Origin of the sequence: Pacificoceanicola algae, from assembly GCF_049341065.1 — a bacterium.
Lineage (GTDB): Bacteria > Pseudomonadota > Alphaproteobacteria > Rhodobacterales > Rhodobacteraceae > Pacificoceanicola.
The window spans coordinates 17,614-34,380 of the sequence record NZ_JBMPIX010000007.1 but is presented as its reverse complement, the minus strand read 5'-3'; the positions used below and the strand labels follow the sequence as shown (position 1 = coordinate 34,380).

Sequence of the window (16,767 nt, the reverse complement as noted above, 5' to 3'; positions counted from 1 at the left end):
TGATACTTGGCCACCCAAGCGACTGGTTGCGTGACGCCCGACTGCTTGACCGGCCTTTTATACAGTCCAGCGCGCCGCAAGGCTGCGTAAAGGGAGAGAGAAACATGCTTAGGAAAAAGACCAACGGGGTTGCGCGACGCCCCCAGCGGACAAGTATCCTTTCCGAGGTTGCCAACGCCTCGGTTGATCGCCGCGCCTTTCTGCGCGGGTCCGGTCTGGCCATCGGGGGTCTGACGGCGATTGCCGCCACAGGCGGCTCCGTGACACAGGCCAGCGCTCAGTCGGCTGCCACCGGCACCGTCGAGCTGAAGAAATCCGTGTGCACCCACTGCTCGGTCGGGTGTACGGTCATTGCCGAAGTGTCGGATGGCGTCTGGATCGGGCAGGAGCCCGGCTGGGATAGCCCCTTCAACCTGGGCGCCCATTGCGCCAAGGGGGCCGCGGTCCGCGAGCACGCCCACGGCGAGCGCCGCCTCAAGTACCCGATGAAAAAAGAGGGTGGAGAGTGGAAGCGCATCAGCTGGGAACAGGCGATCAACGAGATCGGCGACGGCATGAATACGATCCGCGAAGAAAGCGGCCCGGATTCGGTCTATTGGCTGGGCAGCGCCAAGCATAACAACGAACAGGCCTATCTGTTCCAGAAATTCGCCCGCTATTGGGGCACCAACAACGTCGATCACCAGGCGCGTATCTGCCATTCGACCACCGTTGCGGGTGTTGCGAACACATGGGGCTACGGCGCCATGACCAACAGCTACAACGACATCCATAACTCCAAGGCGATCTTCATCATCGGTGGCAACCCCGCCGAGGCGCACCCCGTTTCCCTGCTGCACGTCCTGCGCGCCAAGGAACAGAACAATGCGCCACTGATCGTCTGTGATCCGCGCTTTACCCGCACCGCGGCCCATGCGGACGAATATGTCCGCTTCCGTCCCGGTTCGGACGTGGCGCTGATCTGGGGTATCCTGTGGCACATCTTCGAGAACGGCTGGGAGGACAAAGAGTTCATCCGCACCCGTGTCTGGGGCATGGACCAGATCCGCGAAGAAGTGAAAAAGTGGACCCCCGAAGAGGTCGAGCGTGTGACCGGCGTGCCGGGCAGCCAGCTGCGCCGCGTGTCGTTGACACTGGCCAACAACCGTCCGGGCACCGTGATCTGGTGCATGGGCGGCACCCAGCACACCACCGGCAACAACAACACCCGCGCCTATTGCGTGCTTCAGCTTGCGCTGGGCAACATGGGCACCTCGGGTGGTGGCACCAACATCTTCCGTGGCCACGACAACGTGCAGGGCGCGACGGACCTTGGTGTGCTGTCGCACACGCTGGCGGGCTACTATGGTCTGGCCAAGGGCTCGTGGCAGCACTGGGCGCGCGTCTGGGGCGAAGACTTTGACTGGCTGAACGGCCAGTTCGCCAAGATGAAAGGCGCCGACGGCAAGGACAAGGATCTGATGTACGAAACCGGTATTCCGGTCTCGCGTTGGATCGACGGTGTTCTGGAAGATGTCGAGAACATGGACCAGCCCAACAAGGTGCGGGCCATGGTGCTTTGGGGCCACGCGCCGAACTCTCAGACCCGAATGGTCGAGATGAAGACCGCGATGGAAAAGCTGGACATGCTGGTGGTCGTCGACCCCTATCCCACAGTGTCGGCGGTACTGCACGACCGGACCGATGGCGTTTACCTGCTGCCGGCCTGTACGCAGTTCGAGACCTACGGCTCGGTCACCGCGTCGAACCGTTCGATCCAGTGGCGAGAGAAGGTTGTCGAACCGCTGTTCGAGTCGAAGACCGACCACGAAATCATGGGTCTCTTCGCCAAGAAGTTCGGTTTCCACGACCGGCTCTTCCGCAATATCGCGCTGGAAGATGACGGGATCACGCCGAACATCGAGGACACGCTGCGCGAGATCAATCGCGGCATGTGGACGGTTGGATACACCGGCCAGTCGCCGGAGCGGATCAAGCTGCACATGCAGAACCAGCACACCTTTGACCGCACCACGCTTCAGGCGGTTGGCGGCCCGGCGGATGGCGACTATTACGGTCTGCCCTGGCCATGCTGGGGAACGGCCGAGATGAACCATCCCGGATCGCCCAACCTCTATGACATCAACAAGCCGGTGGCTGAGGGAGGTTTGCCCTTCCGCGCCCGCTATGGTGTTGAACGCAATGGCGAAAACCTGCTGGCCGAGGGGGTCTTCAACCCCGGTTCGGAAATTCAGGACGGCTATCCCGAGTTCACCATGCAGATGCTGATGGACCTTGGCTGGGATGGTGACCTGACCGACGAGGAACGCAGCGCCATCGAGGCTGTGGCCGGACCCAAGACCAACTGGAAAACCGACCTTTCGGGCGGCATCCAGCGGGTTGCGATCAAACACGGCTGCGCCCCCTATGGCAACGCCAAGGCGCGGACCGTGGTCTGGGAATTCCCCGATCCGATCCCCGTGCACCGCGAACCGCTGTACTCCAACCGGCGCGATCTGGTGGCGGATTATCCGACCTACGAGGATCGCAAGTTCTACCGTCTGCCGACGCTTTATGCTTCGATCCAGAAGCAGGACTTCTCGAAGGATTATCCGATCATCCTCACATCCGGCCGTCTGGTCGAGTATGAGGGCGGCGGTGACGAGACGCGGTCCAACCCGTGGCTGGCCGAATTGCAGCAGGATATGTTCGTCGAGATCAACCCTCGTGACGCCAACAATATTGGTGTTCGGGACGGCGCGCAGTGCTGGGTCGAAGGCCCCGAGGGCGGCAAGGTCAAGGTCATGGCCATGGTCACCGAACGGGTCGGCGAAGGCGTTGCCTTCATGCCGTTCCACTTCGGCGGTCATTTCCAGGGCGAGGACCAACGGTCGAAATACCCGGACGGGGCTGACCCTTATGTACTGGGTGAATCGACCAACACGGCCCAGACCTACGGGTATGACAGCGTCACCCAGATGCAGGAGACCAAAGCGACTCTCTGCAAGATCATGCCAGCGTAAGGAGGAAAGAGATTGGCTAGAGCAAAATTTCTCTGCGACGCCGAGCGCTGCATCGAATGCAACGCCTGCGTCACGGCCTGTAAGAACGAACACGAAGTGCCGTGGGGGATCAACCGCCGCCGCGTGGTGACCATTCAGGATGGCAAACCGGGCGAACGCTCGATTTCCGTGGCCTGTATGCACTGCTCGGATGCGCCCTGTATGGCCGTTTGCCCGGTGGACTGCTTCTATCAGTCCGAAGAGGGCATCGTGTTGCACTCCAAGGACCTTTGCATCGGTTGCGGCTATTGCTTTTACGCGTGCCCCTTTGGCGCGCCGCAATATCCGCAGGCGGGCAACTTTGGCTCGCGCGGCAAGATGGACAAGTGCACCTTCTGCGCCGGTGGCCCGGAAGAGAACAACTCGACCGTGGAGTTCCAGAAGTACGGCCGCAACCGGATCGCGGAAGGCAAGTTGCCGATCTGCGCCGAGATGTGTTCCACCAAGGCCCTGCTGGCGGGCGATGGCGACGTTGTGTCGGCCATCTACCGCGAGCGTGTGGTCGCGCGCGGCTTCGGCTCGGGCGCATGGGGTTGGGGCACCGCTTACGACCAGAAGGGCGGCTGATCCCGTCCGAGGCACGGCGGCGACAGAGCTTTGCCGCCGTGTTCGTCAAAACGTAGGGCGGGGATCACCCCGCCTTACCCATTGAGTTGCATAGGCGACCGGACCACCGGGTGCCCGCATGACAGCCATTCGCATTTCGGGAGACCCCCATGCTGCGCCATCTCATGGCTATTCTGACATTGGTCCTGCTGGCCGCGCCTGTCCTGACGACAGCGCAGGAGGCAGAGGCCCCCGTAATCGACCGCTCTGCCACCGGTGGCGCGCAAACGCTGGAAGACATTCTGCGGCGCCAACAAGGCCTGCCCGTGGACGAAAGCTTTCGCTCGGACAATGTGGGCGGCGATGCCGTGCCGCCGCCGAACCTTGCGCCGCTTGGCACCTCGTCCGATCCCGATCTCTGGCGGGCGCTTCGGTTCAACAAGGCCGATGTGACGGTCAGTACAAATAATGACGTCGGCAAGGTTCTGGTTCAGGACGGCGGCATGAAGTGGTACGAATTCCGCAAAGGGCCGCTGGCGACCTATGGCGGTTACCTGCTGCTGGGCACCATCGCGGCGCTGGCGATCTTCTACGTGCTGCGGGGAAAGATCCGACTGGATGAGCCGATGACCGGCCACACCGTCACCCGCTTCCAGTTTTTTGAGCGATTTTCGCACTGGATGCTGGCGGGATCTTTCATCCTGCTGGGCCTCACCGGCTTGCTGACCCTTTTCGGGCGCATGTTCATTGCACCCTATGTCGGCAAAGAGCTGAACGCCACGATGCTGACCGTCTCGAAAATGATCCACAACAACGTGGCCTGGGCCTTCATGCTGGCTCTGGTTCTGGTCTTTGTGCTTTGGGTTTGGCACAATATTCCCGACAAGACCGATATCAAATGGTTCGCGCAGGCGGGCGGTATCATCGGCAACAAGCACCCCCCCGCCAAGAAGTTCAACGGCGGGCAAAAGATCATCTTCTGGTCAGTCATCCTGCTTGGGGCTTCACTGTCGGTGTCCGGACTGTCGTTGCTGTTTCCGTTCCAGCTTCCGCTGTTTGCCAAAACTTTTGCCATCCTGAACGACATCGGCGTTCCGGGTTGGGTGGATATGTCCCCCTTGCCGACGGCGCTTGCCCCGCAAGAGGAAATGCAACTTGCGCAGCTGTGGCACGCGATTGTGGCCTTCGTGATGATGGCGATCATCATCGCGCATATCTACATTGGCTCGCTTGGCATGGAAGGCGCTTTTGATGCCATGGGCACCGGCGAGGTGGATGAGGCATGGGCGCACCAGCACCATTCTCTCTGGCTGGAGAAGGTCAAGGAAGATGAAGCCAAAGCCGGGGGCGCGGGCACCGCGACCCCTGCCGAGTAAGGGTGCGGGGGCTGCTGACAGCCCTTGCCCTGATCTGCGCCGGATCGGTTTCGGCGCAGGAGTTCACTACGCTCAAAGGCCACGGTGGACCGATCATGGCGATCGACGTTTTGCCCGATGGGCGGGTTGTGACGGCGAGTTTCGATAATTCGGTTGGCGTCTGGAACGGAACACGGCCTGAATGGCTCGAAGGTCACTCTGCGGCGGTGAACGCGGTGGCTGCCGGCCCCGGGCTACTGGTATCGGGTGGCGATGACTTCAGCGTGCTGAGATGGGACCTGCCGACTTGGGGCATTCCGCTGGGCGTGCACAAGGGCAAGGTCACGGATATTGCCATTTCGCCAGACAACGCGACTGTCGCCAGTGCCAGTTGGGATGGCAAGATCGGTCTGTGGCCCATAACGACGGGGGAAAACTGGGCGCTCTCTCCGCCTTCACCTGCGCCGCGGGGCCGTTTTCTTGACGCGCCGGGTGGGGTCAACGCGGTGGCTTTTGCCGACCCATCCCGGCTGTACGCCGGAACCTCTGACGGCAGTCTCATGCTCTTTGATCTGAAGGAGGGCGCGGGCCTGCCGCTGGTCCAAAACGGGTTTGGCATCAATGAGTTGATCGTGACCGAAGCCTGGATCGCCTATGGTGCTGTCGACGGGACGACCCGCATTATCAACCATGAAGGCAACGAGCTTGCCGATTTCACGTTGGACCGACGGCCTATTCTGGCGCTCGCTTATCATGCCGAGACCGGACAGCTTGGGGTGGGGGACGGCGAGGGCTATATCATGATCGTTGACACGAAGAACTGGCGCATTGCCCGCGATTTTCGCGCCGCCCGCCAGGGGCCGGTCTGGGCGCTGGCGTTTTCGCCCGATGGCCAGACGATCTATGCCGGAGGTCTCGACGATGTTGTCTATGCCTGGCCCATCGCGCTGCTGGACAGGTTCGAACCGGGGATTTCCGGCGCGCGCAGTTTCTTGCGCCCGGCGGAAGAAATGACAAATGGCGAACGGCAGTTCATGCGCAAGTGCTCGATCTGTCACGCGCTTGAGCCCGGACCGTCACGCAAGGCTGGGCCGACGCTGCATGGTCTGTTCGGCCGGCAGGCCGGGGTGATCGAAGAGTACTCCTATTCCACGGCGCTGGATGGTGCAGGGATCATCTGGACCGAAAAGACGGTGGATGCGCTCTTTGATCAGGGGCCGGATCACTATATTCCCGGTTCCAAGATGCCGATGCAGGTGATCGCCGGGGCAGATGACCGGGCCGACCTGATCGAGTTTTTGAAAGGCGCCACGCAATGAGGAGTGCGTTGATATGAAAGCGATGTTTACAGGCTTTGTCGCTATGGTGGTGATCGCGGTTGGCGCCTATTACGGGCTGCACGAAATCGGGTTTTCCTCCAAGGAGCGCGCCGCGGGGGCTTCGGTTCGGCTGGATTAAAGCGGTTCGGGAACGGGGCCTCGCGGTCCTGATTTGCGCACCCCCCCTCCGGATCTTCAAAAAGCTGCAAAGGCAGGCGGTCAGAGGCCAACGGCTTTGAAGGCGTTCCAGAGCTTGTCTGTCAATTCATCCGCTTGCGTCTCGGTCAGGATGAAGGGAGGGGCCAGCAGGATATGATCGCCCAGTTGTCCGTCAACGGTGCCGCCCATCGGGTAACAGATGAGCCCGGCCTCAAACGCGGCTTTCTTTATCTGGGCGTTGATCTTTTGCGATGGGTCAAAGGGCGCTTTGTTCACCCGGTCTTCGACCAGCTCAAGCCCAAGAAACAGGCCACGTCCGCGGATGTCGCCGACATTGGGGTGTTGGCCAAATCGGTCGTTCAGGCGGTTTGCAAGCGCGGCACCCATCGGGGCGACATTGGCAAGAAGGGCGTCATCCACCAGACGTTCGAGAACGGCCAGTCCTGCTGCGCAGGCGGTGGGGTGACCGATATAGGTGTGGCCGTGCTGGAAAAAGCCCGAGCCAGTTTCGATCGCATCATGGATTGTTTTGGAACAGAGCATCGCGCCCAAGGGCTGGTAGCCCGCACCCAACCCTTTGGCGACGGCGCAGATGTCTGGCGCAACGCCATCCTGTTCGCAGGCAAAAAGCGTGCCGGTCCGGCCCATGCCGCACATGACCTCATCCAAGATCAGCAGGATACCGTGCCGGGTACAAAGATCGCGGATGCGTTTGAAATAATTCGCCACCGGGGGTACGGCCCCCAATGTGGCGCCGACAACGGGTTCGGCGACGAAGGCCATGATCGTTTCGGCGCCATGTTTGGCAATCTCGGCCTCAAGCTCGGCAATCAGACGGTCGCAATAGGCGGCTTCGGTTTCGCCTTCGTGCTGGCCGCGATAGGCGTAGCAGGGCGCGACATGGCTGACGTCGATCAGCAGCGGCGCAAATGGCGCGCGGCGCCATGCGTTGCCACCGGTGGCCAGCGCGCCAAGGGTGTTGCCATGATAGCTTTGACGGCGGGCGATGATCCGGCCGCGCTGCGGCTGGCCGATCTCGATGAAATACTGGCGGGCAAGTTTCAGCGCCGCCTCCATCGCCTCGGATCCGCCCGAAACGAAATAGACCCGGTCCAGCCCCTCGGGGGCGAGGCCGATCAGTTTATCCGCCAGCGCCTCGGCTGGATCAGAGGTGAAGAAACCGGTGTGGGCAAAGGCGACTTTGTCCAGCTGCGCTTTGATCGTCTGCGTCACATGGGCGTCGGAATGGCCGAGGCAGGACACCGCCGCGCCGCCCGATCCGTCCAGATAGGCCTTGCCTGAAGTGTCGTACAGATAGGCCCCATCGCCATGCGAAACCACCGGCGGCGGTGCCTTGGAATTGCGCGGAAAGACGTGAGATGTTCTACCTGACATTGCGTTAACTTCTTTTCAGCGAAGATTTTTCTGTACGAACCTTGCCACAAATCCGATTCCCGGTTCTACTGAAAACTCAACTCTTCATGAGACAGAGACAAAAAATAGGGAGCGAAACATGAAACATTTCGTACTTGGCGCTGCCGCAGCCGTTGGACTGGCCTTCGGTGGTGCAGCGAGCGCGCAGGAATTCATCTCGATCGGTACGGGGGGCGTCACGGGGGTTTACTATCCCACAGGTGGTGCGATCTGCCGGTTGGTGAACAAGTCCCGCAAGGAACATGGCATCCGCTGCGCGGTCGAATCCACCGGCGGCTCGGTCTACAACATCAACACGATCAAAGCTGGCGAGCTTGAGTTTGGTGTGGCCCAGTCTGACTGGCAGTACCACGCCTATAACGGCACCTCGACCTTCGCGGATAATCCGTTCCCCGAGCTGCGCGCCGTGTTTTCCGTCCACCCCGAGCCCTTCACCTTGCTTGTCCGGGCCGACAGCGGCATTGAAAAATTCGAGGACCTCAAGGGCAAGCGCGTGAACGTCGGCAATGCCGGCTCTGGTCAGCGCGCCACCATGGAAGTGGTGATGGATGCCTTTGGCATTGGGATGGGCGATTTCGCCCTTGCGACCGAATACAAAGGGTCCGAGATGGCCGCGCAGATCTGTGACGGCAACATCGACGCGATGATCTATACCATCGGCCACCCGGCCGCTGCCATCAAGGAAGCGACCACCACCTGCGACATCAAGCTGATCGACGTGGTGGGTGAGCCGATTGACAAGCTGGTTGCTGACAACCCCTACTACCGCGTCGCGACGATCCCGGCGGGAATGTACACCGGCAACGACAAGGACGTGACCACATTTGGCGTGGGCGCAACCTTTGTGACCTCGGCCAATGTCTCGGACGATGTGGTTTATGTCGTGGCCAAGGCGGTGATGGAAAACATCGACGATTTCCGGCAGCTGCACCCGGCCTTTGCCAATCTCGACCCGGCGCAGATGGTCAAGGATGGCCTGTCCGCGCCGCTGCATCCGGGCGCCGAAAAGGCCTATAAAGAACTGGGACTGATGGAATAATCAGTCCAGACGGCGGCAGGGAAACTTGCCGCCGTTCTTGCTGGAACCTTTTGCGCTGGCCCCGATCCAAGGGCTGGGGCCAACGCCAAGGGCTTTGATAAGTCTCGGATTGCGCGCCGAACAACAAGACGCAACCGCATGGACAAGACAGTGGTCTCAGGGGGACGAAGACGATGGTGGATCAGCCTTCCGTAGAACGTACAGCCGATGATATGGTGGCCGAGGCCGATACCGGCGCGCGCAATCCCAGCGCGGCATGGCAGGCCAAGCTGATCATCGGCACCTGCATCGCCTGGTCGGTGTTCCAACTGTACATCGCGAGCCGCATCCCCGGTATCGTGGCGCAGGCCACGGGCGTGAGCATGTTCGCCAATATCGTTGCGCAGGCGCGCTATGTGCACTTGGCCTTTGCTATCATGCTGGCGACGCTGGCCTTTCCGCTGTTCAGCAGTTCTCCGCGCGATCGCATCCCGTGGTACGATTGGGCCTTGGTTGTTCTGGGGGTCGGGGCCTGTATGTACCTTGTGGTCTTCCGGTTCCAGATCGCTGACCGTCCGGGCCTGTGGTCGCCCACCGATATCGCCATGTCCTCGATCGGCATGGTGGTGCTGATGATCTCGGTCTACCGATCTTTGGGCCTGCCATTGGTCATCATCGCCAGTGCCTTTATCCTGTTTGCCTTTTTCGGCGGCTATTCGGAGTGGGCGCGCAATATCACCAACTATGGCGGGGCCTCGCTTTCGAAGGCGCTTGGCCACTACTGGATGCAGACTGAGGGGGTCTTTGGCGTCGCCTTGGGGGTCTCGACCTCGATGATCTTCCTGTTTGTGCTGTTCGGCGCCTTGCTGGACCGCGCGGGTGGCGGCAACTGGTTTATCAAGGTGGCCATTGCCCTGCTGGGCGCGTTGCGCGGCGGGCCTGCGAAGGCGTCGGTTCTGTCGTCGATGATGACGGGAATGATCTCGGGCTCGTCCATTGCCAACACGGTGACCACGGGCACCTTTACCATTCCGCTGATGAAGCGCATCGGCTTTCCGGCGGAAAAGGCGGGCGCGGTCGAGGTGGCGAGTTCCACCAATGGTCAGTTGACCCCGCCGGTCATGGGGGCCGCAGCCTTTTTGATGGTGGAATACGTCAATATTCCCTACATCGACGTGGTCAAACATGCGTTTTTGCCAGCGGTGATCAGCTATATCGCGCTGCTCTACATCGTGCATCTCGAAAGCCTGAAGATGGGGTTGAAGGGGCTCGAAAAGCCCGGTCGCAAGATCGGTGTCTTGATGATCATGATCCTGTTTCTGTCCGGCTTTATCGTGCTAGGGGCGCTGGCCTTCTTGATGATCGGGCTTCGTACCATCCTTGATCCTGTCATGGGCGAAAGCGTCTATGCCGCCGTCGCGGTGATCGCCGTTTTGTACGTCTTTCTGGTAGGAGTGGCGGCCCGCTATCCCGAACTTGAAATGGACAAGGACGAAGATGGCCCGCCGGTCGCGCCGCGTCTGACGCCGACGTTGATATCCGGGCTGTATTTCTCGATCCCGATTTTCATTCTGGTGTGGAATCTGATGGTGCGCACCGACACGCTGGAGCGCCTTTCGCCCGCGCTGTCGGCCTTTTGGGCGACGATCTTCATGATCATCATCGGCCTGACGCATCGCCCTCTCAAGGCGATGTTCCGGGGGCAGGGGGTTGCTGCGGAAACCGTGCAGGGCTGGAAGGACTTTGTGCAGGGCCTGATCCTTGGTGCACGCAACATGATCGGCATCGGTGTGGCGACCGGGGCGGCGGGCATCATCGTCGGCACAATTTCCCTGACCGGGGCGCATCAGGTCATCGGGCAGGTGATCGAGACCATCTCGGGCGGCAATCTGATTATTCTTCTGGTGTTGGTGGCGGTGCTGTCCCTGATCCTCGGCATGGGTTTGCCGACAACCGCGAATTACATCGTCGTGTCTTCCTTGATGGCGCCAGTGATCGTCAGTGTCGGTGCGCAGGCGGGGCTGATCGTGCCATTGATCGCAGTGCACATGTTCGTCTTCTATTTTGGCATTCTGGCAGATGACACGCCGCCGGTGGGGCTTGCGGCCTATGCCGCCGCCGCGATCAGCCGGGGCGATCCGATCAAGACGGGTATTCAGGGCTTTGGCTATGACATCCGAACAGCGCTGCTGCCCTTCCTGTTCATCTTCAACACTGATCTTCTGTTGATCGATGTGACTTTGCCGCACGCCGTGTTGGTCTTTTTCATCGCTCTGATCGCCATGCTGCTGTTTGCGGCGGCAACGCAGGGCTATTTCATCGCCAAGTCGCGATGGTGGGAAAGCGCCCTGTTGCTGGTGATCTGCTTCATGCTGTTTCGGCCGGGGTTCTTCCTTGACCAGATATCCGAGAAATACGCCTCGGCCAGCGGTCCGGCGGCGATCACCCTGATGGAAGGGGCACCTCAGGGGCAAGAGGTGCGCCTGACGGTGACTGGCCCCGACTTCGACACCGGCAAGATGCGCCCGACCACTGTGGTCGTGCCTGCCATTCCGGGTGATGCCATGACGGCCTTGTCAGATCAGGGCCTGACGGTGATGGAGGAGGGGGGCGCTTTGCTTCTGGAAGAACCTTTCCCCGGCACGCCGCATTTTGAAACGCTGGGCACCGAGTATGACTACTACGGCGACAATCCGGTGACGATCACGCAGGTGCAGGTCGAAAATGACCGGATGCCGAAAGAGCTGTTCTTTATCCCGGCGCTGATCCTGCTGGCCGGTGTGGTCATGATCCAGCGGCCTCGGGCGACCCAGGCACCATTTTAAAAGGACTCGCGATCCGAGGCGGGTTTCGCGCTTCGGATCGCTTTTCGCCAGGGAGGCAAGACGATGTTCAAAAAGATCCTGCTTGCGGTCGATCTCAATCAATCCAAAGGCAAACGGCGCGCCGCCGAGGCGGCCTGCCAATTGGTCCGCGCCAATGAGGCAGAGCTTCACGTTCTGAACGTTGTGCCCGAAAGCGGCATGGCCATGGTCGGCGCCGCGCTGGGGCCAGAGCATGCGAGCAAGATGAAGGCCGAGGTTGAAGCGTTGCTCAGGGCTTGGGTGGCTGAGGTTCTGCCTGCGGACATTCCCGCGCATCTGCATGTGATGCAGGGCACGATTTATGACACGATCATCCGCACTGCCGATGCTGTTGGGGCCGATGCGATTGTCGTTGGCGCTCACCGGCCGGAATTGCGCGATTATCTTGTCGGGCCAAACGCGGCCCGCGTGGTGCGCCATGCCAATCAGTCAGTCTTTGTGATCCGCTGAATTGGGGCCGCGCGCAGAAGTTACTCGGATATGAAGCGGCGGGCCATTTCGGCCTCTTGCCCGCGCATCAGGCTCCACGCGGTTTCCATATGGGCCTTCATGATCGCCCTTGCGGCGCCCGCATCGCCTTCGCGCAGCGCCATGACCAGCCGCACCTGATAGTCGCGCCCGCGTGACCAGAGTTCCTGGTTTGGCGGGGAATAGAGTTTTCGATAAACGGTCAGATCCGACAGCAGATTGACCATGAAGTCGATCACGAAACCCAGCAGAGGGTTTTCCACCTGTTCGGCCAGTAGGGCATGAAACCGCAACGAGGCAACATGTTGGGCGCGCTCCTCGTCCAGTGTTTGGGCGGGCGTTGAATAGGCGCTGATGTTGTCTTCCAGCTGGGTCAGGACCTCTCGCGAGAGGGTTCCGGCAAGCGAGGCAGCCATTTCCGGTTCGAGGGCAAGGCGCAGCTGGTAGATGTCATTGATCGTCAGATCCTTGAAGTAAAAGTAGTTGCCCAGCAATGCTTTGGCGCGCTGTCGGCTGACCTCGTGGACAAAGCTGCCGCCGCCCGGGCCGGTGCGGGTCTTGATCAGCCCCTGCGCTTCGAGGATACGCATGGCCTCGCGGATGGTGCCTTTGGCCATGCCAAAACGCGTGATCAGTTCGGTTTCGCCGGGCAGACGGTCGCCCGCGCGCAGACCTTGAGACACGACCCAATCCTTGATGGCTTCGGCCACCTTTGCAGGGCGGCTGAGTTTCGGCTCAGGTTTTGATCGGGTGGTGGCAGGCTGCAAACTGGTCGTCTCCCATTTCTTCAAGGGCCGGGGTTTTCTGGCGGCAGATATCTGTCGCCTTGGGGCAGCGCCCGGCAAAGGCGCAGCCGGAAGGTGGGTTCAGCGGATCGGGCAATTCCGAGCCCTTTTGTTCCGGTGCGGTCAGGGGGCGCCCCACCACTGGGGCGCTGTCGGCCAGCAGCCTTGTGTAGGGGTGCTTGGGAGAGGCGAATATCCTTTCGGCGCGGCCAATTTCAACCACTGAGCCGAAATAAAGCACCATGACGCGGTCGCTGACTGCCTCGACTACGGCCAGATCGTGGCTGATGAACAGATACGTCAGGCCGAACTGCTTTTTGAGATCGGCCAGCAGGTTCAGCACCTGCGCCTGAACCGAAACGTCCAGCGCCGAGACCGGTTCATCCAGAACGATGATTTCCGGCGCCGCAGCAAGAGCGCGGGCAATGCCGATGCGCTGAGCCTGTCCACCGGAAAATTCATGCGGATAGCGCGTCAGGAACTCCTCGCGAAGGTTCACACTGGCAAAGATCTCCTCGATCCTTTGCTGCCGCTGGGGCCGGTCCATGCCATACAGCAGGCGCAGCGGCGCTTCCATGATCTGGCGGATCGTCTTGCGCGGGTTCAGGCTGCTGATCGGGTCCTGAAAGACGTATTGGATCAGCCGACCAAAAACCGCCGGATCGGCGTTGTCCAAAGCCTTGCCCGCGATCTCGATTTGCCCGGTGCTTGGATCCAGAAGCCCGACCAGCATCCGCGCCAGAGTGGACTTGCCGCAACCGGATTCCCCGACGATGCCAAGCGTCTCACCTTGCTCGACGGTAAAGCTCATGGGTTGCACGGCGCGCACGCCATCCCGGGACTTGCCGAAAAGCCCCGACTTGATCGGGAAAGTCTTGGACAGATCCTGTACGTTCAGCGCCTTCATGCCAGCACCTCCTCGGGGTCGATGCAGCGCACGGCGCGTTGCCCTGCGCCTGCAAGGGCAATCTCACCCTTGCGGCAGGCGTCAGCGGCCTTTTCGCAGCGCGGGGCAAAGGCGCAACCCTTGGGCAGGTTGTCGACCACCGGAGGCAGGCCCGGGATCGCCGCCAGCCTGCGCCGCCCGCCCCCTAGTTCCGGCACACAGGCGATCAGGCGCTTGGTGTAGGGATGGGCCGGGGCCTCCAGAACCGCGCTGGTCGGGCCTTCTTCGACGATCCGCCCGGCATACATCACCGCCACCCGGTCACACAGCTGCGCCACCACGCCAAAGTCATGGGTGATAAAGATGATCGCCAGACCGCGTTCGCGGCGCAGATCGTCCAGCAGGGACAGGATTTGCGCCTGCACGGTCACATCCAGCGCCGTCGTGGGTTCGTCCGCGATGATCACGTCCGGGTCATTGGCCAGCGCCATTGCGATCCCGACGCGCTGCCGCATGCCGCCCGACATCTCGTGCGGGTAGTCGTTCAGGCGGCTTTCGGCATTCGGAATCCGCACCGATATCAGCAACTCAAGCGCCCGCTTGCGCCCCTCGGTCCGGCTGATCCGGTGGTGCGAGGAAATCGCCTCGATCAATTGATCCCCGACGCGGTACAGCGGGTGCAGCGTCGCCAGAGGGTCCTGAAAGATGTAGGCGACATTCTGACCGCGTTTCTTGCGCAGGCTTTCGTAATTGGCCGCCAACAGGTCTTCGCCAGCATAACGGACCGCCCCACCCGTGATGACGCCGGGAGGAGAGGCGACAAGTCCCATCACGGACAGGGCGGTCACGGATTTGCCCGAGCCGGATTCGCCGATGACGCCCAGACATTCGCCCGGGCTGACATGCAGCGACACCCCGCCAACGGCACGATAAACGCGCGCTCCGACATGAAATTGAGTCTCAAGCTCCTGAATGTTCAGCAGGCCCATTTGATCGGCGGCGGGCACGGCGCCGTGACGATCGACCATGGTGGTCGCCAAGGGGCGGCTGAGCGCGCCGGATTTCAGCCGTGGGTCCAGTGCATCGCGGATGCCATCGCCCAAGAGGTTCACGCTCATCACGATGAGAAAGATCATCACGCCAGGCACAACACTGGTGTGCGGTGCCCGGATCATTGCAGCGCGCGCTTCGCCCAACATGGAGCCAAGATCAGCCTGCGGAGGCTGGCTGCCGAGGCCAAGAAAGGACAGCCCGGCCGTCTCAAGGATCATCCAGCCGACCGTAGTGGACATGGCGATGACGATGACAGGCAGCACGTTGGGCAGGATCTCCGACAGGATGATCCGCGTGTTCCCCATGCCCGCGAGCCGGGCGGCGTCGACAAACTCGCGTCCCGCAAGGCTGACGGTGACGCCCCTGATATTGCGGGCAAAAAACGGCACGTTGACCGCTGCGACAGCAATAAGAGCATTCATCAGTCCGGGACCAAGCGCCGCAACAATGGCCAAAGCCAGCAGGATATAGGGAAAAGCCATCAACATATCGACAAGGCGCATGATCAGATTGTCCACGCGACCGCCATAATAGCCCGCGATGATCCCGATGGCGCTGCCGATCGAGGCCGCTATGACTGCGGCAGCGATGCCAATGGCAATGCTCAGCCTTGTGCCATAAAGCAACCGCGCCAGTTGATCGCGGCCAAGATGATCCGTGCCAAGCAGCGCGCCCTCGCTAAACGGAGGAACAAAGCGTTTGCCGGTGTCGGTCACATCCGGGTCGGCCAAAGGCAGCAGAGGCGTGATGATGACCAGAAAAAGGATCGCAGTCAGCACCGCCGCCCCCATGGCCGCCAGACGGTTGCGCAACAGCAGTTTGAGGAAAACGCTCATGTCTTGATCCTCGGGTCCAGCAGGCTTTGGGCGACGTCCACCGCGATGTTGAACAACACGTAACAGCCAGCGACAAAGACCACGCCGCCCTGCACCAGCAGGATGTCGCGCTTGAGTATCGCGTCGACCAACATGCGGCCCACGCCGGGCCACTGAAACACGATCTCGATATAGACCGCACCGGACAGCACAAATCCGGCCTGAATGCCCAGCACAGGAATGATGCTGACCATCGCGGCGCGCAGGGCATGGCCCATCAGCACCCTTCGCTCGGGCACCCCTTTGGCACGGGCGGTACGAATGAAATCCTGCCGCAGCACCTCCAACATAGCCGAACGTGAAAGCCGCGCCACAACTCCGGTTGCGACTGCGGCCAGCGCCAGTGCGGGCATCACCAGATGGTGCAGCAAATCCGGCAGATCTCCACCGCCATAAATCGCATACATCCCCGAGACAGGCAGCCACCGCAGGTTCACGGCGAACAGCAGGATCATCATCATCCCAAGGAAAAACGAGGGCACCGAAATCCCGATTAGAACGGTAAAGGTGATCGCCTTGTCGGCCAGCCCATACTGCCGTGCCGCCGAGACCACGCCCGCCAGAACCCCCAGTACCGAACACAAAACAAAACTCGTTCCCGCCAGAACCAAGGTCGCACTGAACCGCTCAAGGATCTCGTCCAGCACAGGTCTGTTCAAACTGAACGAGCGCCCGAAATCACCGGTCAGCATATTGCCCAACCAGATGAAATACCGCGCGACCAAAGGCTTATCGAGCCCAAGATCGCGGTTGATCTTGGCCACATTTTCGGGCGTCGCATAGCTGCCAAGGATTGCGGTCGCAGGATCACCGGGGATCATCGCCATAATCAGGAAGACGATCACCGTGATCCCCAAAAGCACAGGGATCGCCGAGACCAGCCGTTTCAGAATATACGCGCCCATAAGCAGCCCTCTGGCTTTGTAAAACCGGGCAGACAAGGAATGTCAGAGGCAACGCCCTT

The 16,767-nt window shown here is 61.0% G+C and carries 13 protein-coding genes; 8 read left to right on the top strand and 5 right to left on the bottom strand.

The features are described from left to right. The first annotated feature begins 104 nt into the window (after positions 1-104). The 5 genes from ACOYQJ_RS12265 to ACOYQJ_RS12245 all read left to right on the top strand — a co-directional run bounded on the left by ACOYQJ_RS12265 (position 105) and on the right by ACOYQJ_RS12245 (position 6,400). On the top strand, positions 105-3,002 hold the full coding sequence (locus ACOYQJ_RS12265) for a formate dehydrogenase subunit alpha (RefSeq protein WP_422906314.1): 2,898 nt from the start codon (positions 105-107) through the stop codon (positions 3,000-3,002). 12 nt (positions 3,003-3,014) lie between these two features. Then, positions 3,015-3,608 (top strand): formate dehydrogenase FDH3 subunit beta, encoded by a 594-nt coding sequence (gene fdh3B / locus ACOYQJ_RS12260; RefSeq protein ID WP_422906313.1) that lies wholly within the window; start codon positions 3,015-3,017, stop codon positions 3,606-3,608. A 149-nt stretch (positions 3,609-3,757) separates the two neighbouring features. Beyond that, positions 3,758-4,963: a formate dehydrogenase subunit gamma gene (locus tag ACOYQJ_RS12255; protein ID WP_422906312.1), complete on the top strand. Its 1,206-nt coding sequence runs from the start codon at positions 3,758-3,760 to the stop codon at positions 4,961-4,963. A gap of 2 nt (positions 4,964-4,965) precedes the next feature. Beyond that, positions 4,966-6,261 carry a c-type cytochrome gene (locus ACOYQJ_RS12250; protein ID WP_422906311.1) on the top strand — a complete coding sequence of 432 codons (1,296 nt, stop codon included), beginning with the start codon at positions 4,966-4,968 and terminating at the stop codon, positions 6,259-6,261. A 13-nt stretch (positions 6,262-6,274) separates the two neighbouring features. After that, entirely contained in the window at positions 6,275-6,400 is a 126-nt protein-coding gene (locus ACOYQJ_RS12245) for a hypothetical protein (RefSeq protein WP_422906310.1), read from the top strand. Between the two features lie 80 nt (positions 6,401-6,480). On the opposite strand, the gene ACOYQJ_RS12240 is transcribed toward ACOYQJ_RS12245, so the two are convergent. Continuing rightward, a complete protein-coding gene (locus ACOYQJ_RS12240; RefSeq protein WP_422906309.1) occupies positions 6,481-7,815 on the bottom strand; it encodes an aspartate aminotransferase family protein in 1,335 nt (444 codons plus the stop codon). 118 nt (positions 7,816-7,933) lie between these two features. Here ACOYQJ_RS12240 and ACOYQJ_RS12235 point away from each other — a divergent pair, with 118 nt between their 5' ends. From ACOYQJ_RS12235 to ACOYQJ_RS12225, 3 genes are all read left to right on the top strand, one after another. Next, positions 7,934-8,893 carry a TAXI family TRAP transporter solute-binding subunit gene (locus ACOYQJ_RS12235; protein ID WP_422906308.1) on the top strand — a complete coding sequence of 320 codons (960 nt, stop codon included), beginning with the start codon at positions 7,934-7,936 and terminating at the stop codon, positions 8,891-8,893. A 173-nt stretch (positions 8,894-9,066) separates the two neighbouring features. Next, positions 9,067-11,697, top strand: a complete 2,631-nt coding sequence (locus tag ACOYQJ_RS12230; protein ID WP_422906307.1) for a TRAP transporter permease — start codon at positions 9,067-9,069, stop codon at positions 11,695-11,697. A 63-nt stretch (positions 11,698-11,760) separates the two neighbouring features. After that, the gene (locus ACOYQJ_RS12225; protein ID WP_422906306.1) at positions 11,761-12,186 is read left to right on the top strand and encodes a universal stress protein; all 426 of its coding nucleotides are present in this window, start codon (positions 11,761-11,763) and stop codon (positions 12,184-12,186) included. A gap of 20 nt (positions 12,187-12,206) precedes the next feature. On the opposite strand, the gene ACOYQJ_RS12220 is transcribed toward ACOYQJ_RS12225, so the two are convergent. From ACOYQJ_RS12220 to ACOYQJ_RS12205, 4 genes are read right to left on the bottom strand one after another with little or no spacing between them, the layout of a single operon-like run. Continuing rightward, positions 12,207-12,971, bottom strand: a complete 765-nt coding sequence (locus tag ACOYQJ_RS12220; protein WP_422906305.1) for a FadR/GntR family transcriptional regulator — start codon at positions 12,969-12,971, stop codon at positions 12,207-12,209. Further along, the gene (locus ACOYQJ_RS12215) at positions 12,940-13,896 is read right to left on the bottom strand and encodes an ABC transporter ATP-binding protein (protein ID WP_422906304.1); all 957 of its coding nucleotides are present in this window, start codon (positions 13,894-13,896) and stop codon (positions 12,940-12,942) included. The genes ACOYQJ_RS12220 and ACOYQJ_RS12215 overlap by 32 nt, the downstream gene beginning before the upstream one ends. Then, complete coding sequence (locus ACOYQJ_RS12210) at positions 13,893-15,764, bottom strand: dipeptide/oligopeptide/nickel ABC transporter permease/ATP-binding protein (RefSeq protein ID WP_422906303.1); 1,872 nt, start codon at positions 15,762-15,764, stop codon at positions 13,893-13,895. Before ACOYQJ_RS12210 ends, ACOYQJ_RS12215 begins: the two co-directional genes overlap by 4 nt. Beyond that, positions 15,761-16,708, bottom strand: a complete 948-nt coding sequence (locus tag ACOYQJ_RS12205) for an ABC transporter permease (RefSeq protein WP_422906302.1) — start codon at positions 16,706-16,708, stop codon at positions 15,761-15,763. Before ACOYQJ_RS12205 ends, ACOYQJ_RS12210 begins: the two co-directional genes overlap by 4 nt. Positions 16,709-16,767 lie beyond the last annotated feature (59 nt).